Annotated in this window: 23 protein-coding genes; 16 read left to right on the forward strand and 7 right to left on the reverse strand. The window is 40.8% G+C overall.

Annotated elements, in window-relative coordinates; all coding sequences use genetic code 11:
* Window positions 1-72: 72 nt before the first annotated feature.
* Genes A11Q_RS06555 through A11Q_RS06565 form a run of 3 tightly spaced genes read left to right on the forward strand, consistent with a single transcriptional unit; the run spans window position 73 to window position 5325 of the window.
* Complete coding sequence (locus A11Q_RS06555) at window positions 73-2541, forward strand: hypothetical protein (RefSeq protein ID WP_041575134.1); 2469 nt, start codon at window positions 73-75, stop codon at window positions 2539-2541.
* An 18-nt stretch (window positions 2542-2559) separates the two neighbouring features.
* Window positions 2560-4746 carry a hypothetical protein gene (locus A11Q_RS06560; protein ID WP_015470010.1) on the forward strand — a complete coding sequence of 729 codons (2187 nt, stop codon included), beginning with the start codon at window positions 2560-2562 and terminating at the stop codon, window positions 4744-4746.
* A gap of 9 nt (window positions 4747-4755) precedes the next feature.
* Window positions 4756-5325, forward strand: coding sequence for a hypothetical protein (locus A11Q_RS06565; RefSeq protein ID WP_015470011.1), 570 nt, complete (start codon window positions 4756-4758; stop codon window positions 5323-5325).
* Here A11Q_RS06565 and A11Q_RS06570 read toward each other — a convergent pair.
* Entirely contained in the window at window positions 5307-6482 is a 1176-nt protein-coding gene (locus A11Q_RS06570) for a class I SAM-dependent RNA methyltransferase (protein ID WP_015470012.1), read from the reverse strand. The genes A11Q_RS06565 and A11Q_RS06570 overlap by 19 nt on opposite strands.
* Before the next feature lie 74 nt (window positions 6483-6556).
* Here A11Q_RS06570 and A11Q_RS06575 point away from each other — a divergent pair, with 74 nt between their 5' ends.
* Complete coding sequence (locus A11Q_RS06575) at window positions 6557-9481, forward strand: M28 family peptidase (protein WP_015470013.1); 2925 nt, start codon at window positions 6557-6559, stop codon at window positions 9479-9481.
* A gap of 2 nt (window positions 9482-9483) precedes the next feature.
* Here A11Q_RS06575 and A11Q_RS06580 read toward each other — a convergent pair whose 3' ends face one another.
* A complete protein-coding gene (locus tag A11Q_RS06580) occupies window positions 9484-10164 on the reverse strand; it encodes a hypothetical protein (RefSeq protein ID WP_015470014.1) in 681 nt (226 codons plus the stop codon).
* 155 nt (window positions 10165-10319) lie between these two features.
* Between A11Q_RS06580 and A11Q_RS06585 the strand changes: the two genes are divergently transcribed.
* The 3 genes from A11Q_RS06585 to A11Q_RS06595 are packed head-to-tail and all read left to right on the forward strand — an operon-like array spanning window position 10320 to window position 12263.
* Window positions 10320-10529, forward strand: a complete 210-nt coding sequence (locus tag A11Q_RS06585) for a hypothetical protein (RefSeq protein WP_015470015.1) — start codon at window positions 10320-10322, stop codon at window positions 10527-10529.
* A 9-nt stretch (window positions 10530-10538) separates the two neighbouring features.
* Window positions 10539-11351 (forward strand): class I SAM-dependent methyltransferase, encoded by an 813-nt coding sequence (locus A11Q_RS06590; RefSeq protein WP_015470016.1) that lies wholly within the window; start codon window positions 10539-10541, stop codon window positions 11349-11351.
* A 15-nt stretch (window positions 11352-11366) separates the two neighbouring features.
* The gene (locus A11Q_RS06595; RefSeq protein ID WP_015470017.1) at window positions 11367-12263 is read left to right on the forward strand and encodes a radical SAM/SPASM domain-containing protein; all 897 of its coding nucleotides are present in this window, start codon (window positions 11367-11369) and stop codon (window positions 12261-12263) included.
* A 93-nt stretch (window positions 12264-12356) separates the two neighbouring features.
* Here the strand turns inward: A11Q_RS06595 and A11Q_RS06600 are convergent, their stop codons facing one another.
* From A11Q_RS06600 to A11Q_RS06620, 5 genes are all read right to left on the reverse strand, one after another.
* Window positions 12357-12746: a hypothetical protein gene (locus A11Q_RS06600; protein ID WP_015470018.1), complete on the reverse strand. Its 390-nt coding sequence runs from the start codon at window positions 12744-12746 to the stop codon at window positions 12357-12359.
* Between the two features lie 10 nt (window positions 12747-12756).
* Entirely contained in the window at window positions 12757-13902 is a 1146-nt protein-coding gene (locus tag A11Q_RS06605) for an outer membrane protein assembly factor BamB family protein (RefSeq protein ID WP_015470019.1), read from the reverse strand.
* A gap of 5 nt (window positions 13903-13907) precedes the next feature.
* Window positions 13908-14582, reverse strand: a complete 675-nt coding sequence (locus tag A11Q_RS06610) for a tetratricopeptide repeat protein (RefSeq protein ID WP_015470020.1) — start codon at window positions 14580-14582, stop codon at window positions 13908-13910.
* An 18-nt stretch (window positions 14583-14600) separates the two neighbouring features.
* Complete coding sequence (locus tag A11Q_RS06615) at window positions 14601-15716, reverse strand: Glu/Leu/Phe/Val family dehydrogenase (protein ID WP_015470021.1); 1116 nt, start codon at window positions 15714-15716, stop codon at window positions 14601-14603.
* 149 nt (window positions 15717-15865) lie between these two features.
* Window positions 15866-16171: a hypothetical protein gene (locus tag A11Q_RS06620; protein WP_015470022.1), complete on the reverse strand. Its 306-nt coding sequence runs from the start codon at window positions 16169-16171 to the stop codon at window positions 15866-15868.
* A gap of 105 nt (window positions 16172-16276) precedes the next feature.
* Here A11Q_RS06620 and A11Q_RS06625 point away from each other — a divergent pair, with 105 nt between their 5' ends.
* The 9 genes from A11Q_RS06625 (at window position 16277) to rpiB (ending at window position 22586) form a co-directional block, all read left to right on the forward strand.
* Window positions 16277-16873 (forward strand): TIGR02466 family protein, encoded by a 597-nt coding sequence (locus tag A11Q_RS06625; protein ID WP_015470023.1) that lies wholly within the window; start codon window positions 16277-16279, stop codon window positions 16871-16873.
* Between the two features lie 76 nt (window positions 16874-16949).
* Entirely contained in the window at window positions 16950-17483 is a 534-nt protein-coding gene (locus A11Q_RS06630; protein ID WP_015470024.1) for a YceD family protein, read from the forward strand.
* Between the two features lie 57 nt (window positions 17484-17540).
* Window positions 17541-17732, forward strand: a complete 192-nt coding sequence (gene rpmF, locus A11Q_RS06635; protein WP_015470025.1) for a 50S ribosomal protein L32 — start codon at window positions 17541-17543, stop codon at window positions 17730-17732.
* A gap of 20 nt (window positions 17733-17752) precedes the next feature.
* Complete coding sequence (locus A11Q_RS06640; protein ID WP_015470026.1) at window positions 17753-18739, forward strand: beta-ketoacyl-ACP synthase III; 987 nt, start codon at window positions 17753-17755, stop codon at window positions 18737-18739.
* Window positions 18740-18770: 31 nt separating this feature from the next.
* Window positions 18771-19730 carry an ACP S-malonyltransferase gene (gene fabD, locus A11Q_RS06645; protein ID WP_015470027.1) on the forward strand — a complete coding sequence of 320 codons (960 nt, stop codon included), beginning with the start codon at window positions 18771-18773 and terminating at the stop codon, window positions 19728-19730.
* A 90-nt stretch (window positions 19731-19820) separates the two neighbouring features.
* Window positions 19821-20555 (forward strand): 3-oxoacyl-[acyl-carrier-protein] reductase, encoded by a 735-nt coding sequence (gene fabG / locus A11Q_RS06650; protein ID WP_041575820.1) that lies wholly within the window; start codon window positions 19821-19823, stop codon window positions 20553-20555.
* 66 nt (window positions 20556-20621) lie between these two features.
* On the forward strand, window positions 20622-20858 hold the full coding sequence (gene acpP / locus A11Q_RS06655; protein WP_015470029.1) for an acyl carrier protein: 237 nt from the start codon (window positions 20622-20624) through the stop codon (window positions 20856-20858).
* A 3-nt stretch (window positions 20859-20861) separates the two neighbouring features.
* Window positions 20862-22130, forward strand: coding sequence for a beta-ketoacyl-ACP synthase II (fabF, locus tag A11Q_RS06660; protein ID WP_015470030.1), 1269 nt, complete (start codon window positions 20862-20864; stop codon window positions 22128-22130).
* Window positions 22131-22586, forward strand: coding sequence for a ribose 5-phosphate isomerase B (rpiB, locus tag A11Q_RS06665; RefSeq protein WP_015470031.1), 456 nt, complete (start codon window positions 22131-22133; stop codon window positions 22584-22586).
* Window positions 22587-22591 lie beyond the last annotated feature (5 nt).

The raw sequence follows: 22591 nt of genomic DNA on the forward strand, positions 1-22591 counted from the left end.
AGCTCTTGTACCGAAAAGATAATGTAAAAGAATTTTGTTTTTGATTACTTAAGTGTATCGGAATGAGGTCAAATGATGGGGCAGTTCTATTTTAAAGCGATTAAAACTACAGCTATTGCGACAGCATGTTGGACGATGGTATTTTCTCCGGTGGCTCTCGGGCAGCAGGCAGAACGTATCTCTCGTGAAGAAGTCGCTCAATCTATTAAAGAGCTGAATTTAAATAGAAATACCACGCTGGATCACTTTTGGAAGAACATTAAGGCCTATACACCAGGTTATTCTTATAAAAATATCGACGATTTTGTTAAGCAAAATAAAAATGCAAAAATGCCTGAAGTTGAATTCAGTACTTTGCGCAATACTAGTGGCGAACAAATCCCAGTTATTCGTTTTACACAAAATGGAAAAACTCAAACCGTTCAGTTCTTTGGTGAAAAGAATAAGTGGGCGACATTTAATGGCGTTGTTTTAACTGAAAATGATTTGCAAGATATAGAGAAAATTTACTCTAAAATCGAGGCAAGTGATCCTAAGTATCGTCAAGAGGCGCAAGCTTATCGCGCTAGATCTTTAGCAGCTGCTCAACAGCCTAAGAATCAATTTGAAAAAGACATGTTACGTTTCCAAGGTTTCCCAAGAGTCACTCCATCTCTTTGGAAATCTATGACTAAAAATCAAAGAGCTGATTACATCGTTAAGATGCGTATGATGCGTTTAAGTGCTAAACAAGTCGAAGCTGCATTCCAAAGAAAATCTGGCAGTGTTGCTCCAAAGAAAAACAAAGAGTCAGCGGTTATTGAAAATTTCTATCGGGCTATCTTTGGACAAGAGGCTTTTGCTCAAACAGCAGCGGGTGCATTTTCTGGACAGTGTGTAGTGGCTGGTTATATTGATGATGCTGATGGTTATGCTCCGGGAGTGAACTACCAAGGACAAAGAGCGCAAGTTTGTAATATCCAAAATGTTCTTCAAAATCCACGCTATCGTGAAGGTGGTGAGTTATCCTACGTGGCTGAAGCCGCAACAACTTGTGGTGCTTTAGACGTAAGAGCTAATCCAAGTCGTGAAGTTTCAAGTGATCGCGTTTATGTTCCGTGTAATCCAGTTATCTATGGTTATCCAGGAGGTAATGGTTCGGGAGATACAGCTTCATCTGCAAAGGGAACACCTCTTTGTGTAAATAAAAATGCTCGTGCCTTCCAAAACGTGACCACTTTCCCAGGTATTTGTGATCAAGGAAGTCGTTTAAATACATCTTCTTTTGATGTGACTTTATCTGAAGACGCAGCTGTTCGCCAAACTCAGTTACAAACAATTGAATCTGAACAGCGTGCAGAAGATTTCCGTCTGACAAAAGAGTACTTAGATGGCGTATTGGCTCATAAGGGTCATGGTGGTTTACAACAAATCCTAGATGGCGAATGGAATTTGGCAATCGATTCCGAGATGGTTCGTATCCAAAGCCAATTTGAAGCTGAAATCAACAGAGCCATTGGAATTTGCCGTGCTTCTTTGCGCGACAATGCGGGAAGACACGAAACCTACCAACAACAGGCCTGTGAACAGTTGCATCGTCGTTGGTTATTTACTGAACGTGTGATAGCGCAATATCGTCAAAAAGCATGTCACGAAACAACGACTTATGTTGGTAAATACGACTCAGAAGAGTCTTCATTAAACAATCCAAAAACTGAGATCAATAAAACGCAAACTGACCAAGCAGGAACTAACCTATGTAAGTGTGAAGATGGTAGTCTTGTGAATTTTGGTCAAGCCTGCGGTGGTGCTATTCCAACTCTTCCTCCAGTTGTAGTGACACCAACTTGTGAAGATCGTTATCCGGGAGCTTCTGGTTTAACTGAAGATTGCAAATGTTCTTCAGGTAAAGATCCACAAGGGCCAGATTCAAAAGGTAAGTATAAATGTAGTAGTTCTTCAATTGTGCCAATAGCTTTAGCGGGTCTAGCGTTATTTGGTATCTTTGCCTTTGCGAAAAAGAAGAAGAAAAAGACACCTCCAACAGAGCCGCCTGTATTGTGTCCGGATGGATCACAAGCTCCAAATCGCAATGTGGAATTGTGTCCTAAGCCACCACAACAGTGTGTGTTACCTCAAGTAGGTACATATCCGAACTGTGCGTGTCCGAATGCTCAATCTTGCCCAACGGGATCAACTCATAATCCAAATACGTGTGGTTGTGATCCAAATCCTCCGGTAAGTTGCCCAGGTATTAAAGTGGGTACGCCTCCAAATTGTGCGTGCCCGATTGAGGCCGTTAATGCATGTCCTAAACCATACAAGCTTTTTGATGCTAATACGTGTACATGTACAGATGTTCCACAGCCGCCAGAGTGTCCAGATGGAAGTAAGTTGGCACTTGGACAAAGTTTAACGTTGTGTCCGAAATGTCCAGATGGCACAACTTACATTACGACAGGACAAACTTGTCCAGTACAAAACGAGGGTGGATCAGGTAACAGCTGTCCAGCAGGACAAACTTGTAGCGGTGGATTGCCTCCTTCAGGAACAGGTAACTAGTTAGTACTAGGAGTTAAGATGAAAAGTGTTACGAATCTTATTAAGTGGACTTTAATCTGGACATCAGCATGGTCAATGCTGATGTCTCCTTTGGCAGCTGCTCAACAGGTAAAAAAAATAACTCGCCAAGAGATGCAAGGTTACGTTAATCAATTAGGACTTAATAAAAGTATCACTACCGGCGAGTTCTATCAGAAGAATAAACACTTATTTCCTCCGCGTATTCAAAAAGAAGTTGAAGCCGTTTTTATGACATATAAAAACACGCCAATGCCTCGCTTTGAGGTTGCGACCTCTAAGAACACTCAAGGGGAAGAGGTTCCAGTTATTCGCGTGGCTTCAGCCGATGGGCAACTGATAAACATTCAGTGGTTGGGTGAAAGCGGTCGCCTGTTGAAGTTTCAAAATACATTCATCAGTGAAGTTGATGTTATTAACTATCAAGATATGATCTATCGCGTACTCAATGGTGACGAAAAATTCCGTAAACAAATTCAATACACATCAAAACCTCAGGTTACAGCGTTAACAAATAAAGAAAAGTTCCGCCATGTGGCTTATCCTGCAGTAAATGCTAACTCATGGAAGAATATGTCGGCTCGTCAAAAAGCAAGTTACATCGTAACGATGAGACAGCTATGGCAAGATGCGCGTGAAGTTTTAAAACAAAAAGAGCTGATAGATCAAAAGAAGAAAAAACGCGTTCAGATTTTTGAACAACAAAATCAGAGTTTCTTTACATTTTTGCATTACCTAAATATCGGTGAAGCCTTTGCTGATAATATTGATGCCGCTCGAGGCGGAACTCGTAATTATGATCCAGGGCAATCTTGTATTATTGCAGGTTATGTAGCGGAACGGACGCAATCCGGTGGATGTAATTATCGTACAATTGATGCTCAATACAGCGGTGGCGGGCAGAACAGTATTTATGCTGCGGCTAAACAAGCTTGTAGTGGCGGACAAATTGCTTGTAATCCGTATGTTTTCGGTGCTCCGAACGGAAATCCTATCTGTGTAACACCAGATGCTAGTAGTAGCAGTGACTTTCAAAGAGCGACTCACTGGGATGGTCTTTGTGATTCACAAAGTAAATTAGCTACGAATAAAATTGATGTGGTTCGCGATACGTCCCGTACTCAAGGGCGTTTTGGTGCGGATAATATGTCGCAATCTGAATCTGAAAGAGTAAATGCGCTAAAATCTGATCAGGCGGCTAATAACTTCCAACTGACGGATCAGTACATCACGGGCTTACTGAAATTCCGTGGTCTGACAACGGCAGATAGTATTTTCGGTCAAGGCGGGTCAATTGATAGTAACATGCTACAACAAGTGGTGTTGCTACGTGATGCCTTTAATAACGAAATTCGTACAGCACGTGCAAGCTGCCAAGTAGAATCAGATAATGATTTCGCACATGAGCGTAATTACTGGGAAGCCTGTGACAATCTTTATCGCAGACAACTGTTTGTTAATGAATTCTTCGCAGCGAAATGTACTGATAATGGTGGTCAGTTAAATGAAGCCAACCTTATGTGTACATGTCCAGGAACTCCTGCAAGTGAAGTGACTCCAGGAACACGATGTGTGCCTGCTCAGGTGGCAACGGCGACTCCTCCACCTGTTGAAACTCCGGCTCCACCTCCAGCGGTGGAACCACCAGCAGCGCCTGCGGAACCGCCACCTCAAGCAAGAGAGCGCCAACGTGGTAATGAATGTAATTGGTTATGTAAACTTGGAAAAGTTGCTGTGCCAGTGCTGGTAACAGCAGGGGCGATTTATGCGATCACGAAATTGATCCCTAAAAATACAGTGGCAGGTCCACAGGCCGCTCCAGATTTATGCCCGAATGGACTTCCGGCTCCATGTCTTCAAACATGTACTCCGCCATTGGCATCTATTAATGGCCAGTGTGCATGTACGGCGTGTCCTCCGGGACAAAGTCGTGCGACAGGAACAACTTCTGATCCATGTCCAGTTTGTGCTACAACAGCGGCTCCAACAAATACTTACACATGTCCGGATCAATCTATCGTGACAGGTTCGACATCAGAAGAAGCTTTGGCGAAATGTCCGTCATACTCATGTTGGAATGGACAAACGTATCAGAATCCAATGAACTGTCCTCCGGAATCAAGCACGACTGAAACAGGAACTTCAACTGGAACAGGATCTGGAAGCGGTAGTGGAACGGGTCGATAGGGTTCATGAATGCTGAACCCAGAGATCATTCGACAAGATATACCTCAACGTCATCCAAATAAGTCTTATGACAAAATCTCTGGTCTTTTTAAAAAAGATCAGGGATTTGTTGATGCGGACACTGGCTTTCGCAGCGGGGCACGTAAAAAATCTGGCTTTAAATTAGCGTTATGGTCTTGGATGTCTGCCTCTATCGATACGCTCGTTCTTATTTCTTTGAGTTGTTTTAGTGTAGTTATTTTCTCTTTAATCATGAAAACACAAGCTCGCGAGTTTTTTAGAATTCTTGCAATTGATAATACAGCTGAATTGTTTGTCTTGGCCTTTCTTTTTAGTGCGTGGGGATATTTGGTGATGATGCGTCTGTTTTTAGGTGCGTCTTTAGGAGAATGGACTTGTAGCTTGCGGTTAGGGCAACCAGCTCAAAGAGTTCAGAGGAACTACGCTTTAAAAGTGATTCTTAGAACAACAGTGGTCTTATTAACGGGTGTGATTGTGCTGCCTTTGCTGTCCTTAGTTTTTAAAAGGGATTTAGCTGGTAAGATTTCCGGTTTACATGTTTATTCTTTAAATCCATGATGCTGACGCTTCAATAAAGCTACGCTTTCATAATGATCTGTCTGTGGAAACTGGTCGACTATTTTCAAATCAATTAAATCATAACATGAACTCAACTGTTGAATATCTGTAGCCATACTTTGTGGATAGCAAGAAACATAAATAATATAATCTGCAGAAGATGCAATGACTTGTTCTGTGAATTTTTTCAATCCCGATCTTGCAGGGTTTACAAAAGCCCATTCGTAGATAGATGAATCCGTCTGTTGAATGGGCATCGTATCGACAATGGATTTCCGGTGGAAGTCAGCCACATGAATTTGTAACCTGTCACTAAGACCTAAATGTGCTGCATGCAAAGATAGATTCTGTGATGAGGATTGATCCACTTCGCAGGCGGTAACGCGATGGCCAGATTTTAAAAATGACAAAGTAAACTGTCCTAGCCCACTGCCAAATTCCAAAATAGTTGATGTTTGGTTTTTAGAGAATTCATGCAGCCATTGATTCGTAATTTGAACCAGTAAAGAGGCACTTTCCCATGAGGGTTGTGTAAAATCCGAGATCAGACCTTGCATCGAAATCGGCTGGCCATATCTATCGTAAGTTTGAAACCAGCTTCGAGGTTGAGGATCAGCTAGCTTTAAATTCCCATTTAGTCTAATTAACGACTTTCCTTTTTGGCCGATCTCAACAAAAAAATCTGAATCTAAAAGTTTTTGTAATAATATTTGGTCATCTAAAAGCTCTTTGATTTCGACATTCGAAAAGTCAAGCCAGCATCCTTTTTGACCATGAGGACTGACTCGCAGTCGGACAGATCCTTTTTTGATAGGAATGTCACCTTTGTAGAAAAAAGGAAGGCTTGTAAATTCCGAGTAGATGGACTGTAGGCTCGGGGCCATTTGCAGGCATTTTTGAATATCCAAAAGTTGCTTATTCTGATTATAAAAGCCAAAGATGTGTTTCTGAGTCACTTCATCATATTGAACAGTGAAGTCGACACGATGGCGTAGCTGAGATTCGCCGCAACTTAAGAACTCAATTTCACAATGAGGAAGTTCGTGTTGAACGATAAGATCCCGTAGATTCTGTATTTTTAAGGCCTGTTGTTCAGCATAGGGTTTGTCCCAGTGCGTACAACCACGACATTGAGGGAAATATGAGCAATCGTTCATTTCAATACATTATCAGAAAAAGATCTATTTGAATAGATTTTGACATATTCACTCGTGATTCGTAGAAATTAAGCATGAAAAAATATCACTTCTTTTTGGTTTTTTTAGCCTCTGTTTTAGCCATAACTTTGTCTACAATTGAGGTTTTAGCGCAAAACACTTCAAAGCCTTTATTTATTGATAAGCCAAACACCCTTATTACGAATTCGAAGCAACTGACTTTTGTTGGCAGCCGATCTGGTGAAGGTTATTTCAGTGCAGATGGTAAAAAGATGGTCTATCAATCAGAAAGAGAAGAGGGGAACCCCTTCTATCAGATATTTTTACTAGATTTGGCCAGCGGTAAAAGCTCACGTATTTCGACAGGTAAAGGCATGACAACCTGTGCATGGCTACATCCAAATGGCAAAAAAGCAATGTGGTCTTCGACACACCTTGACCCTAAAATTGCGGAAAAGGTGAAAGCTGAATATACAGAAAGAGCACAACCAGTAAAAAAACGCTATTCATGGAACTATGATGACCAATACGACATTTTTGAATCAGATCTTAGTGGTAAAAACATAAAGCGTTTAACTAAAGAATTGGGATACGATGCTGAAGGCTCTTATTCTCCAGATGGAAAATGGATCGCCTTTGCATCTAATCGCTCTTTTTATACGGATGAACTGACTGCTGAAGAAAAAAAGATTGCAGAACAAGACCCATCTTACATGATGGAAATCTACATTATGAAGTCTGATGGGTCACAGGTTAAAAGACTCACTCATGCTCGTGGATATGATGGAGGTCCGTTCTTCAGTGCTGATGGTAAGAAAATTACATGGAGACGCTTCACTCCGGATGGTAATCGCGCCGAAATTTACACAATGAATGTAGATGGTTCTGAACAGCAGTCAGTGACTCGTTTGAATGCCATGTCGTGGGCGCCATTTTACCACCCATCAGGTGAGTATATCATTTTTGGCTCCTCAATTTTAGGATATGCGAATTTTGAGTTGTTTATCGTAGATGCTAATGGGCAGGGGATACCTATACGTGTGACTTTTGCAGATGGATTTGACGGGCTTCCAACATTTACTCCAGATGGTAAAAAAATATCTTGGACCCATAGAAATGAAAAAGGTGAAAGTCAGATTTACTTGGCAGATTGGGATCACGAACAAGCTTTAAAGTTAGTGATAGAAAATAGACCTCTTAATAAGTCAGCTTTACATTTGTCTCCAGAGATCTCAGCTGACGACACCAAGCAAATCGTAGACTATTTGGCCTCTGAAGAGCTTAAGGGACGCATGACTGGCTCGGAAGAAGAGCGCTTATACACAGATCAAATTGTTAATTTGTTTAAACAATGGGGATTGGTTCCTGTCTTTGGAAACTCTTTTATTCAGAGCTTTGAGTTCACTTCATCAGTTATTGCTACAGAAAATAACTCAATTGAATTCAAAGGACGTTTAGAAGCTAATTTAAAGCGTGGTGAAGATTATCAAGTGATCTCCTATTCACGCTCTGGGGACTTTAATGCGGCTCCAGTCGTATTTGCTGGTTATGGAATTAAAGCTCCTGCGACAGACAAACTAACGGCTTTTGATTCGTATAAAAATCTAGATGTTAAAGATAAGTGGGTGATTCTTTTAGATCATCTGCCTATTGGTTCAAATAAAGAACTCAATCAGCATCTTCTAATCTACTCAAGACCGCAGCACAAAGTGACCGTGGCCAAGAACCAACAGGCCGCTGGTGTTATTTTTGTAACGGATGTCGGATTGAAGAATTTGAAATTCGAAGGAAGTATTTCTGAAAATACTTTACCAGTAATTAAGATCTCAACAAAAGCTTTCAACCGATTGCTCTCAGCCTCTGATGCTAAAGTTAAAAATTATTCTCAGTTAGAACAGTCCTTTTCGACTGGTAAGCTGACGGAAGGCTTTTCTTTAAGCTCGCAGTATATCTCGGCCAAAATTGGGTTACAGCAACAGCGATCAACAGGTCGAAACATTGTCGGAAAAATTCTACCCGCTGTGAAATCTAAAAAAACACCTAAATCAGTTATTATCGGGGCTCACGGCGACCACTTGGGACAAGGTACAGGAATTGATTCCTCTTTAGCGACGGCCACAGATAAGTCGGATATACATTATGGTGCCGATGATAATGCGTCTGGTGTCTCTGGGATTTTAGAGCTTGCACATTATTATTCATTAGATGCACAAAAAAAGCAGCTCAAGAAACCTGTGTACTTTGCGGTTTGGTCAGGTGAAGAAATCGGAGTTTTAGGCTCGGCACATTTTACTAAAAGCTGGAAAAAACAAACAGGGCGGGACTTTAATCAAGATTTTGAAGCGTCATTGAATATGGATATGATTGGTCGCCTTCGCGATAAACTTCAAGTTCAGGGCACTGGTTCGGCAAAAGAATGGGCGGGACTAAGTGAAGAGGTCGCTTTAGTTACGGGCGTGCCTTTAACACTAACTTCTGATCCCTACTTACCAACGGATGCTATGTCGTTCTATTTGGCCGAAATCCCATCGATTTCATTTACAACAGGCTCTCATGAAGAGTATCACACTCCGCGTGATACAGCGCAGACGATTAATCATTCTGGGCTTGTACGAGTCATAGATGTCGTCCGTGTCTTTACTTCAAAGTTAGCACATTTTAATTCTCAAATTGTAAATTACGCCCATGTTTCAGGAAATTCAGGATCTGGTGGTGGCGGTAGTAGAAACTTCCGTATCTACTTGGGTACTATACCTGATTACAGTCAGGAAGGTGTTAAAGGCGTTAAAATTTCTGGGGCTTCTAAAGATTCTCCGGCTGAAAAAGCAGGTTTAAAAGCGGGTGATGTGATCATAGAATTCAACAATATCAATATAGAAAACTTGTATGATTATGTTTATGCTCTTCAGTCAGCTAAGCCGGACCTTGCTGTTACAATGGGCGTTGTTCGCCAAGGCAAAAAGTTAGAGCTCAACATCACGCCGGTTTTAAAAGAGTAAAATTAAAAACTCAGTTGTCCGCAGGAATAACGAAGAAACTCGATTAGATTTTCGTCGCCATAGCGGACAACAAAATTACCTTCTTTGTAGGCCAAATACTCTTGGTTTGTGAGGCGGCAAGATATAACGGAAGGGCTTTTGGCAGATCTTAAAACGGAAGTAGCCAATGGGTAGCTTAAAGGGCTAACTCCAACACGAAACCCTCCATCAAACCAGAAACCATCTTTTAGATAAAATTCAAATCCCCCAGAGTTATCGCGTGCTAAGGGACTTTCTTGAATGAGTCCCGGCGATAATTCCTTAACGGCAAAGTCGCGTCCAGCAATACGCAGAACATGTCCAGAAACTAATGTGACGCTGACATCGCGGTTAGATTCAATTTTGTATGTGGGTTTGTAGTTTTTTAAAGGCAGAATGAAAAACTCACGGTAGCCTTTATGCGTTTTTGCAGGCCCTAAACCATAAGAGTTTTGCACGACAAATAGCCCTGAACTGTCCACATAGAAAGAGCGATACTGAGAGCTTGGTGTATTACGAGGTTGAATATTCAAGGCGCAAGCCGCTCTATTTGTATTCCAAAATTGTGTGATTTGGATAATTCCTGAATAAGTCGTACTGTTTTCACAAATAGCCCATGCAGGTGAGGCAAAAAAACCTAAAGTAGCCAATAAAATCCATTTCATAAAATCCCCCAAAAACGATCTATAAAAATATAAAGAGATACTAAAAGCCTAAAAAAAGGCTCAATCAAAGTCTAGTTTTATAAGAATTAATTTATAGGGATCGACTGCAAAAAAAGTGATCATATAATAGATCTTTGGAAGAAATCGTCTGAATCATGGAAAAAATCGAATTAAAAAAATCCATAGAACGTGAAAAAGCCTTATTAACTTTAGCATTTGTCTTAACAGTGCTGGCGGCTCCCTCTTTTTTGATAAGCATGCCTCAGGTACGTGTTCATGTGCTTCTGCTGGTAATGATGATATCTGCTACCATTTTCAAACGAATCAAAAGATTGAACTATAAGTTATCCATTTTAAGTAAATAGAGGTGATTTATGTCCGAAGAGTATGTTCTAGGTAATGATCAAGAAGAGTTATCTAGACTGAAGCTTCAACACGATCTTTGGCGTGATGAACTATTAAAACTTTGGGATCAAAGCTCTTTGCGGGATGCAAAGAAGATATTAGATCTTGGATGTGGCCCTGGCTACACCAGTTTGGATCTCTTGAAATATAATCGTCAGCAGGCGCAAATGACCTCAATTGATATTTCAGATAACTTTATTAACTATTTGAATTATCAGCTTAAAGAAGAAAAACTCGACTCACGTGGGCAGGCTAAAAAATCCTTTATTGAAAACCTTAACTTAGAAGATACTGATTTCGACGCAGCTTTTTGCCGCTGGCTCATGATCTTTGTTCAAAATCCAGAAAAAGCCTTCCAACAAGTTTATCGCCATTTAACCAGTGGATCTGAGTTTATTCTGCAAGAATATGTCAGCTATGACAGTATGGATCTTGTTCCTGATTATCCATCGATGAAGCCAGTTGTTGATGCCATTTTTAAAAGTTGGAAAGCTCAAGGCGGGGATCCAAATCGGGGAAAACATTTGCCCAGTCTACTGGAAAAAGTAGGTTTTAAGGTCACGCACTTACAGCCCGTGGCCAAGTTTGCACAACCTCAAGACCCATTCTGGCAATGGCCTGATAGTTTCTATCGAAGTTTTTTACCGAGACTTCAAAAGTCAGGTTATTTAAATGAACAGCAAGTTCAAGATTTCTTTGCTGATTGGCAGGCTGCTGAAAAGAGTCCCGGATCTTTTTTTGTAGCTCCGACAGTTATTAATATCATCGCTAAGAAATTGTGATAGTATTGTAACATAATGTTTGAAAGACTTTACATCGAAATTAGCAATATCTGTAACTTGCAATGTAAGTTCTGTCCGGAAGTTATCCGAGAGAAAAAAATATTGGCTCCATCTGATTTTCGTAAATTTGCTACTCAAGCGAAACCCTTAACCAAACAGATCTGCCTGCATTTAATGGGTGAACCTTTAGCCCATCCTCAGTTCGCTGAAATCATGGATATCTGTGATGAATTAGGTCTTAAGATCTTTTTAACGACCAATGGAACACTTTTAAAACGCCATTCTGAAAAGCTACTGAACTGGAAGTCTCTCGAGCAGATCAATTTTTCAGTACATTCTTATTTTGCCAATCCAGCGCGATTAACCCTTCAGGATTATTTAGCCCCCATATTAGATTTTTGCGATAAATCATTGGAAAAACATGAAAAAAAGCAGACGGATTTCTACATTAATTTGCGACTTTGGAATCTGGCTAAGTCCAATCAGCAAAAAGATCAAAACCTACAAGTCTTTGATGTTTTGAATCGGCATTTCGGTATCGAATTGAACGAAAATGTCGATATTAAGATGAATAAATCGAAGAAAATTCAGCACAAATTATACGTGCACTTCGATACAGAATTTATCTGGCCCGACCTCAGTCAGATGAAACGATCTGAACAGGGAAGTTGCTACGGACTTCGTAAACAGCTCGCCATCCATGCCAACGGCGATGTTGTTCCGTGCTGTTTGGACAAGGAAAGTCTGCTTAAAATCGGCAATGTCTATGAAAATACTCTATCAGAAGTTATGAAATCCGATCGGGCCAAAAGAATTAGAACAGGCTTTGAAAATGGACGACTGGTGGAAGATTTATGTCAAAAATGTCAGTATGCAGACAGGTTTCGAAGTCAAAATACACAGACAGGTTAACCCCGCAAAATATCCGATAAGTTATATTATGTTACAATAGGTATTGGGCTATGTTTAAAAGGACCTGAAAATCTGGCTTATTCACCAAATATCTCAGTCCCCAATCCATTTGTTGAAACCTAGTTTTGTAGCGGCTGCTAGGTCTTTTTCATCTATTTCATAGACATTACTCAATCCAGTTGGTTGGCCACAAACTTGGATTCGCATCATGCCATCATGTTTATTTTCTGAAGAAAAAACTTCGATATTTCCAAGTTCTTTGCGCATAGCCTGCAAATCTATCTTAGTTCCCATACCACATTGAAGAGATCCATCTGGCTTATAGACAAAAACTCTTTTAGTGAGATCTTTCTTAGATGATGAGACTTTTTCATTTCCAGTCATCACGATATCCGTTCTATCTTCGATTCTACAAGGTTGATTTGAACATGCACTCAACAGTAAAACCACTGCAAGACCAATAATACCTATATATTTCATCATAAAAAGACCTCTATTTTAAATAGTAAATCGAAGACTTCGTATCATAATAAGCTTTTAGTCCGTAAATGTTGCCTTCGCCAGATATGAAGTAAAATCTATCGCCCTCTAAACTCGGTTTAGAGAAAACACCACGGCCAGGTTCAAATGAATTAACGATAGCGCCGCTGTCTTTTTGTAAGAACAACAATTTACCACGGGATTCACCTGTAACAATTAAATCCTCGTAGGCGAGGGGATCGGTCAGGATTCCATTTTTAGAAGAGTATTTCCACTTCTCCTGCCCGCTTTTCTTATCCAGAGCTGCGATCTCCCCTCTTGATGAGGTGACATAGACCACTTCTGATGTAACCAAAGGAGTGCTGAAGCCCCCAATAGGAGACTCCCAGATAATTTGACCATCGGACTTCGCAATACAGTACAAATGATCATCGTAGCTATTGATATAGATGAAATCGCCATCAAAAACAGGGCTCGCATCAATATCTCTGAATCGGGTATTGCGATTTAAGGATACTTCCCATTGCTCAGTCCCCGTTTTAGCATTCAATGCCACTAATGTTCCATCGCTGAAGCCAGCGTAGATCAAGCCATCTTTAAATGCAGGCTTTGAGCCACCTCGAACTGTCATAATATTCGATGTTTCTTGGCGATTATGAACCCACAATTGTTTTCCAGTCGAGGCGTCTAATGCATAAAGAGACTGACTTCCAGATACAAAGTAAAGGATTCCATCCTGCAAAAGAGGTTCGGCTACAATTTCAGACTTCGTATCAAAAGCCCAAACCTCTACCCCTTTAGACAGATCAATCGAATACATTTTTCCGTTATTTGATCCAATAAATAGAAAATCACTGACAGAAATAGCACTAGCTTCTACGCCTAAATCAATAGGAATACGCCATTTTTCGTATTTGGTTTCTTTATCGTAAGCCACCAGTCCATCATAAGCATTGCCGATAATAATCAGGTTTTCATGGATAACAGGAGTCATACGATTCACTTTACGGAACGCATGATTGGCTTTAGCAAGAGTATCTTGAGCCCAATAAGCATTAACTCGAAATTCTTTGTTAGGTTCAACCCTGTCTTTTAAAGACGAGACACAACCCACTAAAAAAATCGAACTACAGAAAGTAAGGGCTCGAAAGAATTTCATTCGGATTATGTTCCGCTTACTTTTTTGAATTGGATTAATCTTAGATATTTTTCAGCTTCTTTTGGTACAGATGAGTTGCCGAAGTCTGGGTTTACAGTTTCATTTGCCAACCCAGTTAAAATCTCCTCAGCCTTTTGAAGTTGATTTAGTTTTGTTAAACATAGCGCTTGCTGCAATTTGCTTTCACCATGCAAGAAAGAAGCTTCTTTACGTTTGATCACTTGTTCCCAAGACTGAATAGCTTCTTCGCATTTACCCATATCAGCTAAAAGCTGAGCTTTTTGTTGCTGTACTAGTGTGTTTGTCAGGTTTTTAGAGCCCGTTTCAACTTTTTCCAAAGTACTTAGAGCTTGAGCTGCGTTATTTTCTAAAACAAGAATATGAGCTAAATGCAATCCAGCCATTTGCGCTGCAATCGAGCCTTCATATTCATTTACGATCTTTTCAAAATCTGCTTTCACTGAGCTGTAGTCAGCAGCAACAGCTTGAGTTCCTTGCTGTTGACGACTTTTAACATCAACAAGTTTTTTCTCTGCCATGAAATAGCTCTCTTGAGCCATTTTTTCTTTTTTTGCAGCATTAGAGCTGATTAAAGCAACTGCCCCAACCGCAACAATAACAACCACAACTACACCAAGGATTAATTTCCATTGTTTTTCTACTACGTTAGCTAAGCTCATTGTTTCCTCTTTAAATAATTAGCGGTTGTAAACTTCTTTTAAAGTCGTGAACGCGCGGTTTGATTTACCTGGATGTTTTTGTTTCAGTTTACCAATAGTTTGAATACGCTCTTCCGCAACACGATCAGCAGCTGTGTGAGTTCCGATATTATCGCGCTTTGCAATTTCGATAACTTTTTTAACATTATCATAAACTTTTCTTGTTTTCTCAAAAGCTCTTTCTGGAGAATATCCTTCAAGCTCTACGAAAACGTTCATCAAACCGCCAGCATTAACGACGTAGTCTGGAGCATATAAAATACCCAATTCACGCAATTGATCGCCATGACGAGCTTCAGCTAATTGGTTGTTAGCTCCACCCGCGATAACTTTACATTTAAATTCACCGATAGTTTTATCGTTAACGATCGCACCCAAAGCACAAGGAGCCTGAATATCACATTCAATTCCTAAAATTTGGTCCGGAGACACCACATCTACTTTATAAACATCATGGTGATATTTCACGCGAGTTTGATCGATATCTGAGACGATAACTTTAGAGCCTTCTTCAGTTAAATATTTCACAAGATTTGAACCTACGTTCCCTAATCCCTGAACAGCAATACGCATACCTTTTAAAGAATCTGTGCCAAACTTTTCATGAGCAGCAGCTTTAATTCCCATTAATACGCCATGAGCTGTGTATGGTGATGGATCACCCGATCCACCGAAATCTTTAGGAATACCAGTTACCCACTGTGTTTCCATGTAGACATGTTCCATGTCATCAACACATGTTCCTACGTCTTCAGCTGTAATGTATTTACCATTTAATGAGTTAACATATTGTCCAAAGGCTCTGAAAAGTCCTTCAGATTTTTGCGTCTTTGGATCACCAATGATAACAGCTTTACCACCACCAAGATTCAATCCTGCAGCAGAAGCTTTGTAAGTCATACCTTTAGAAAGACGTAAAACATCCACTAACGCTTCTTCTTCAGATTTGTAATTCCACATGCGAGTGCCGCCCAAAGCTGGCCCCAACGATGTGTTATGGATAGCAATAATCGCTTTAAGACCTACGCTCTTATCATGACAAAAAACAACCTCTTCGTGGTCCCCGTGTTTAGAAATCAACTCAAATGGTCCCATTACGCTCTCCTTTTTTAGATTAGAAAATAATAGCCAACAGGGTCTGTCTTTTTGCAGAAAAACACCAGTTGTTACACTTTGCGAAAAGAATCTGCCTCATTTAGTAGCTAGTGAATACTAAATGACAATTCCCTTCCAACTCTCTTCCGTTATTCAACAATTTTTAGTTCTTCATTTAGAAAGTTAAACTCTTTTTGCTCAACGCGCGCACTATTTTCGATATCCGTGCGCACTGCTGTCGTTGTTGTAACGGCAACCACCGGAATATTCGGTAAAGATACTGTCACTTTTTCACGAACTTCTTCTCGATTATTCAGATCCAGCTCTTCACTCATTTTTTCATGAGTTTCTTGCTGCACTTGTATTTGTTGCTTGATCAACAAACCAAAATCTAAGCTCGCAAAAGCCACACTCGATAACCATAAAACACTTATAAGGATAGAAATTGTTTGCATGCGAAGCTTATAACCTAAAGTCTACCGAGATGAAACTGCAAAAAATAGCGTTTTTGAGCAAAATCTGACCATGACAAACACTGTCTGTTTGCGCTAAATCAAGGCATGCACAAATTATTCGTAACACAGGTTTATCAAGCGAAAATCAAAACTGATTTAAAAGACTTAGAACAAGAAATTTATCAGATTCAAAACGCCGATATTGAGGGGAAAAAGTGGTCTTCAAGTCACTATCCAAATGGCTACACCTCTTACGGCTCTTGGGACCAACTTCAGCAGATGTCCTCTACATTTGCCAATCTTGAAAAGCGAATAGATTTACATGTTCATAAATTCACTCAGGCCTTGGGTTATGACTTACCGAAAAAGAGTCTTCGAATGAATTCTTTCTGGGTCAATATTATGCCCGCTGGGGCCTTACACACCGCCCATATTCATCCGCATTCAGTCGTCAGCGGCACTTACTATGTTTCTATTCCTCCACGCGCAAGCGCTATTAAATTCGAGGACCCTCGGCTCGTTTCATTTATGAACTCTCCGCTTGTAAAACCCAAAGCAGCTAAGGAATTACAGCGTTTTTTCAGTCTCGCTCCAAAGGCTGGGGATGTTGTTTTATTCGAAAGTTGGCTCAAACATGAAGTGCCTATGAACCAAAGCAAGCAGCCACGTATTAGCGTGAGTTTTAACTACGATTGGGCCTAGTAAGAAATTCTCAGTTCTTTCCTTGATTGGTTATTTCTTTGACCAAAAAAGCCCTATGCTGTAGCTTCTTTCCGCTATGAAAATTAAACTAAATGAAATCCCAGAAGATGGCAGACAATACAGCCTTAATCGCGAAACAGCAGAGCTTAATGGAACCCTAGAAGATCTGATTAGCCAAAATGATTATAAGATCAGTTTGGATATCAGACCCCTTAATAGTCGTGATTTCACAGTAAATGGTCAGGTTTCAACAAAAACCCACGAACAATGCTCTCGGTGCGGTCAAGATTTCAATTTTGGTGTAGAAAAAACGATTCGTGAGATTTTAATCCCCACTCAAGAGCAAGGGCGCACAGGAAAGTACGCCAAGTCTGCTAGCCACCATGTGACAGATGCCGACGAGGAAGTTTCTGTGACGGAATACAGCAAACAGCAGTTTGATTTAGGCGAGTTCTTACACGAAGCTATTGCTTTAGAAGTCCCTTTTAATCCTTTTTGCGATGATTGCCTGCAACCTGAAAATAATAAGGCTTTCATTTATGATGAGAAAATGGGCGAAGAACAGAAGCCAAACCCTTTTAGTGCGCTAAAAGGTATAAAAATAGATTAAGCCTATTGATTTTAAGAGAAGTTTGAAGGATAAATAAAACCTTTTGCGGAGGATAACATGCCAACACCTAAGAAGAAGACATCTAAGTCGCGCCGCGACATGAGACGTTCACACGATGGTTTAGAAGCGCCAGCAATGGCTATTGATAAAAAATCTGGAGAATTAGTTCGTCCACATCGCGCTTTTAAAGCTGCTGACGGTGCTCTTTATTACAAAGGCAAACAAATCAGCGCTGCTAAATCTAAGTAATTCGACAGAAGTACACAGATATGCATCGCTCTAAAGTAGCTGGCGTAGGATCATTCTTACCTGAAAAGGTTTTAACCAATCACGATCTTGAAAAGATGGTTGAGACCTCACATGACTGGATTGTTCAACGTACAGGAATTGAAAGACGTCACGTCATCGCTGATGGCGATGGTACGTCTGATATGTGCGTGCGCGCAGCTCAAAGAGCCTTAGAAGATGCAAAAATATCTGTGGATCAACTCGATCTTATTATCGTCGCGACTTTATCTGGCGACTATAAAATGCCGGCCACAGCCTGCTTAGTTCAATCTAAATTAGGCGCCAAAAATATCATGGCATTCGATCTGAATGCGGCTTGCTCTGGTTTCGTATACAGCCTACATATCGCCGACCAATTTATTAAAACAGGTGTTTACAAAAACATCCTCATTGTCGGAGCCGAAACTTTAACTCGCATGATGAACTATCAAGATCGCGAGACTTGTATTTTATTTGGCGATGGAGCTGGTGCTTTTGTTATCACCCGTGCCGATGAATCCGACAAGAACGTCGTTATGACTTCTCATACTCACGCTGAAGGTTCACTTTATGATTTATTGTGGGTCCCAGCAGGCGGCGCATTAGAGCCCTACAATGCCGAGACAGCAACCAACGGACGTGGTTTTATGCGTATGAAGGGAAAAGAAATCTTCAAAAACGCAACTCGCGCCATGGCCTCTTGCTGTAATGAAGCTCTTGAAGCTACCGCTACAAAAGTATCTGACCTCGATTGGATTGTTCCACATCAAGCTAACTTGCGTATTACAGAAGCTGTTTCTAACTACTTTGATTTCCCAATGGATAAAATCATTTCCAGTGTACACGAAACAGGTAATACATCAGCCGCTTCGATTCCAATAGCTTTCGACATGGCTTATCGTGATGGCCGCATTAAACGTGGTCAACTTATCATGCTAACTGCTTTCGGAGCTGGTTTAACATCAGGCTCGGCACTACTCAGATTCTAATATAAAATCTTTCTAAAACAGGGAGGATCGAATGAATGCTTTTCTATTTCCAGGACAAGGCAGTCAAGCCCCTAACATGGGTGCGTTTTTATTTGAAAACTTCGAAATTGCACGCCGTACATTTGAAGAAGCCTCGGATGCCATCTCTTTAGATTTAAAAAAGCTTTGCTTTAACTCTTCCGTCGAAGAGTTAGCACTCACTGAAAATACACAGCCAGCCCTATTAACTGTCTCAACAGCTACCGCTCGAGTGCTCACTCAGGACCTTGGGGTCAAACCGACGATCACAGCAGGTCACTCGATCGGTGAATACGCCAGCTTTGTGTTATCTCAATCTTTAATTTTTTCAGATGCTGTTCGCGCTGTTCGCTTGCGTGGTCAAGCCATGCAGTCTGCTGTGCCTGTTGGCCAAGGCGGCATGACGGCCACTTTAGGACTGAACGAAGAGCAGGCTCAGTTCCTTTGTGATTGGGCGGTGAAAAACTCAGGTTCTGGCCCCCTATCGCCAGCCAACTACAACTGTGACGGACAAATTGTTATCAGTGGAAATATGAAAACTTTGGATTGGCTTAAAACTAATTTTAAGGCCGATATCTTACCCGGTGAAGCTCGTCGTGCGAAATTGATTCCATTACAAGTTTCGGCACCTTTTCACTGTGAAATGATGAAGCCGGCTCAAGAAAAAATGGCAGAATTCTTCCTTTCTACAGAGGTTAAGAATGCGCAGATTCCTATTATTCAGAACGTTCATGCGCAAAGCGAAACCGACGCGGCCAAACTAAAAGAAAATTTGATTGCACAGGTTTCAGCTCCTGTAAAATGGACTCAAAGCATGCAGACTCTGAAATCTTTAGGTGGCAATGTCTGTTTTGAAGTCGGTCATGGAGCTGTTTTGAAGGGCCTTTTAAAGAAAATCGATGGTGATTTTTTTAAAGTTTATTCAACCTCAAGCATGGATGACCTCAAGGCAATCGAAGGCCTATCTAAGTAGCTATTTACCGAGGTATTTACTCAATGCGAAAATTTGCATTTATCACTTGAGCTATCACTCTAGTTCGTACAACCTTGAGCCATAAATATGATGAATTTAACTGGCAAAAAAATTTTCGTTACAGGTGGTAGCCGAGGTATCGGAGCAGGCATAGTAAAAAAGCTCTCTGACCTCGGAGCTCAGGTTGCATTCACCTACTCTACGAATGAAGCTAAAGCCCAAGAGTTATTAAAGTCTCTTAAAGGCGATGGACACCTTTGTTTCCAACTCGATATTTCAAATACGGAAGCTGTCGAAAACACAGTCGCACAATTATATTCCCAATGGACTCAAGTTGATGGCGTCGTTAATAATGCTGGAATCACGAAAGACCAATTGCTTTTGCGTATGAAGACCGAGGATTTTACGCAGGTGATTCAAACGAATTTAACTGGTGCATTCGCCGTGACTAAAGCCTTTAGCAAACACATGTTGAAAGCCCGCAAAGGCAGCTTTGTAAATATATCATCTGTTATTGGCTCGACTGGTAATGCAGGTCAAACGAACTATGCAGCTAGTAAAGGCGGCCTTGAATCGTTCACAAAGTCAGTGGCTTTAGAGTTAGCTTCACGCGGAATTAGAGCCAACTGCATTGCTCCTGGCTATATCAAAAGTGATATGACGGACGCACTTACTGAAGATCAATTAAAAGCCATGACTGAGAAAATCCCCTTACAAAGAGCCGGTGAACCATCTGAGATAGCATCTGCCGTTGCCTTTTTGTTAAGCGATGAGGCCTCTTACATTACGGGTCAAACCCTGCATGTAAATGGTGGGATGTATTGAGCTAGACATTTGAATTAAATAAAAAATAGAATATAACTTTAAAAATACAAATAAAAGGAGACATCAATGTCAATCAACACAAAAGTAAAAGATATTATCGTTGAACAACTTGGAGTAGACCCAGAGAAAGTAAAAGCAGAAGCATCTTTTATCGATGATTTAGGCGCTGACAGTCTTGATATCGTTGAATTAGTTATGGCTATGGAAGAGGAATTTGACTTAGAAATTCCTGATGAAGATGCTGAAAAACTAAAAACTGTAAACGATGTTCAATCTTACTTGAGCTCAAAAGGAAAAGTTTAGTCTTTGGCGACTTCCTTTGTTAGACCGAATGGTCAAAAGAGAGTGGTTATCACTGGTGTTGGAGCTATCTCGCCCTTGGGCAATAGTTTACAAGACTCTTGGCAAGCGGCCTTAAATGGTCAGTCAGGTATCGCCAACATCACCAAATTCGATACTGAAAAGTTCGATGTGAAATTTGCTGGGGAAGTAAAAAACTTTCCTGCAGATCAGTACATCGATAAAAAAGAACAAAAGAAAATGGATCTTTTTATTCAGTATTCGTTGGCCGCTACTAAAATGGCTTTTGATCAATCAGGTCTAAAAATTACGGAAGACAATGCAGAAACAACTGGTGTTTTCATCGGTTCAGGTCTCGGCGGTCTTCCTGTAATTGAAGAGCAGCACCTTAAGCTTGTTGAAAAAGGTCCGTCTCGCGTTTCCCCATTTTTTATTCCATCGTGTATTGCCAATCTAGCTCCGGGCTGGGTGTCGATGACCTATGGAATCAAAGGCCCCAACTTCACTCTGACTTCAGCATGCGCCTCTGGCGTTCATGCATTAGGTGAAGCCTATAACTATATCCGCTTTGGACTTCTTGATAGCGTTGTTGCTGGTGGCTCTGAGTCCACTGTATCTCCAATGGCTATTGCCGGATTTAGCAATATGCGCGCATTATCCACTCGCAATGAATCCCCATCCGAAGCTTCCCGTCCATGGGATAAAGACCGCGATGGTTTTGTTTTAGGTGAAGGCGCTGCTATTTTTATATTGGAATCTCTTGAGTCTGCGACTCGTCGTGGAGCTAATATTTTATGTGAAATTTCTGGTTATGGCGCCTCTTCAGATGCCTACCATATCACATCACCAGATCCCGATGGAGCTGGTTTCGTTTCAGCAATGAAAGTAGCCTTAAAAGATGCTCAACTGAATCCTTCAGATATTCAGTATGTGAATGCCCACGGAACAAGTACACCAGTTGGTGATCCTTTAGAATCTAACGCTGTAAAAAAAGTTATGGGTGATCACGCAAAAGACATTTGGATTTCATCTACGAAATCTATGACAGGCCACTTATTAGGTGCTGCAGGTGCGATTGAATCCGCTTTCTGTATTATGTCTATACAAGATCAAAAAGTAGCTCCAACAATCAACTTGAAAAATCCAAGCCCAGAGTGTGATTTAGATTACGTAGCTAATACGGCTCGTGATGGTAAAATCAAACACGTCTTGAATAATTCTTTTGGTTTTGGTGGCACAAATTCATGTCTGGTTTTCTCGAAATACGAGGGTTAAATGAAGATTTTAGTAGCTTCTGATCACGCTGGCTTTGAATTAAAAGAACAGATCGTAAGCGCATTAAAATCTGCAAACAACGATGTCGAAGACTTCGGGACCCACTCCTTGGATTCTGTTGATTATCCTGATTATGCGGATCGCGTCTGTAAAAAATTAAAAGCCAGTTCAGAACAAGAATCAGAACTTTCTGAGTTTGGTATCCTTATCTGTGGCTCAGGACAAGGAATGGCTTTGCGAGCGAATAAATTCTCTCATGTTCGTGCCGCTCTTGTTTATAACGATGAAATTTCACGTCTTTCACGTGAGCACAACAATGCAAACATCATTTGCATTGGTTCACGCTTCTGCGACTTAGAATCCGCATTACAATGGATAAATACCTTTAAAAAAACACATTTTTTACAGGGAAGACACCAAACTCGTGTTGCTAAAGTCGGGGCTCTGACTACATAATAAAA

Origin of the sequence: Pseudobdellovibrio exovorus JSS, assembly GCF_000348725.1 — a bacterium.
Lineage (GTDB): Bacteria > Bdellovibrionota > Bdellovibrionia > Bdellovibrionales > Bdellovibrionaceae > Pseudobdellovibrio > Pseudobdellovibrio exovorus.

What these genes read in the sequence shown, in the direction of transcription:
- A11Q_RS06555 (WP_041575134.1), top strand. Translation starts at nt 73, where the DNA reads ATGATGGGGCAGTTCTATTTTAAAGCGATTAAAACTACAGCTATTGCG.
- A11Q_RS06560 (WP_015470010.1), top strand. Translation starts at nt 2,560, where the DNA reads ATGAAAAGTGTTACGAATCTTATTAAGTGGACTTTAATCTGGACATCA.
- A11Q_RS06565 (WP_015470011.1), top strand. Translation starts at nt 4,756, where the DNA reads ATGCTGAACCCAGAGATCATTCGACAAGATATACCTCAACGTCATCCA.
- A11Q_RS06570 (WP_015470012.1), bottom strand. Translation starts at nt 6,482, where the DNA reads ATGAACGATTGCTCATATTTCCCTCAATGTCGTGGTTGTACGCACTGG.
- A11Q_RS06575 (WP_015470013.1), top strand. Translation starts at nt 6,557, where the DNA reads ATGAAAAAATATCACTTCTTTTTGGTTTTTTTAGCCTCTGTTTTAGCC.
- A11Q_RS06580 (WP_015470014.1), bottom strand. Translation starts at nt 10,164, where the DNA reads ATGAAATGGATTTTATTGGCTACTTTAGGTTTTTTTGCCTCACCTGCA.
- A11Q_RS06585 (WP_015470015.1), top strand. Translation starts at nt 10,320, where the DNA reads ATGGAAAAAATCGAATTAAAAAAATCCATAGAACGTGAAAAAGCCTTA.
- A11Q_RS06590 (WP_015470016.1), top strand. Translation starts at nt 10,539, where the DNA reads ATGTCCGAAGAGTATGTTCTAGGTAATGATCAAGAAGAGTTATCTAGA.
- A11Q_RS06595 (WP_015470017.1), top strand. Translation starts at nt 11,367, where the DNA reads ATGTTTGAAAGACTTTACATCGAAATTAGCAATATCTGTAACTTGCAA.
- A11Q_RS06600 (WP_015470018.1), bottom strand. Translation starts at nt 12,746, where the DNA reads ATGATGAAATATATAGGTATTATTGGTCTTGCAGTGGTTTTACTGTTG.
- A11Q_RS06605 (WP_015470019.1), bottom strand. Translation starts at nt 13,902, where the DNA reads ATGAAATTCTTTCGAGCCCTTACTTTCTGTAGTTCGATTTTTTTAGTG.
- A11Q_RS06610 (WP_015470020.1), bottom strand. Translation starts at nt 14,582, where the DNA reads ATGAGCTTAGCTAACGTAGTAGAAAAACAATGGAAATTAATCCTTGGT.
- A11Q_RS06615 (WP_015470021.1), bottom strand. Translation starts at nt 15,716, where the DNA reads ATGGGACCATTTGAGTTGATTTCTAAACACGGGGACCACGAAGAGGTT.
- A11Q_RS06620 (WP_015470022.1), bottom strand. Translation starts at nt 16,171, where the DNA reads ATGCAAACAATTTCTATCCTTATAAGTGTTTTATGGTTATCGAGTGTG.
- A11Q_RS06625 (WP_015470023.1), top strand. Translation starts at nt 16,277, where the DNA reads ATGCACAAATTATTCGTAACACAGGTTTATCAAGCGAAAATCAAAACT.
- A11Q_RS06630 (WP_015470024.1), top strand. Translation starts at nt 16,950, where the DNA reads ATGAAAATTAAACTAAATGAAATCCCAGAAGATGGCAGACAATACAGC.
- rpmF (WP_015470025.1), top strand. Translation starts at nt 17,541, where the DNA reads ATGCCAACACCTAAGAAGAAGACATCTAAGTCGCGCCGCGACATGAGA.
- A11Q_RS06640 (WP_015470026.1), top strand. Translation starts at nt 17,753, where the DNA reads ATGCATCGCTCTAAAGTAGCTGGCGTAGGATCATTCTTACCTGAAAAG.
- fabD (WP_015470027.1), top strand. Translation starts at nt 18,771, where the DNA reads ATGAATGCTTTTCTATTTCCAGGACAAGGCAGTCAAGCCCCTAACATG.
- fabG (WP_041575820.1), top strand. Translation starts at nt 19,821, where the DNA reads ATGAATTTAACTGGCAAAAAAATTTTCGTTACAGGTGGTAGCCGAGGT.
- acpP (WP_015470029.1), top strand. Translation starts at nt 20,622, where the DNA reads ATGTCAATCAACACAAAAGTAAAAGATATTATCGTTGAACAACTTGGA.
- rpiB (WP_015470031.1), top strand. Translation starts at nt 22,131, where the DNA reads ATGAAGATTTTAGTAGCTTCTGATCACGCTGGCTTTGAATTAAAAGAA.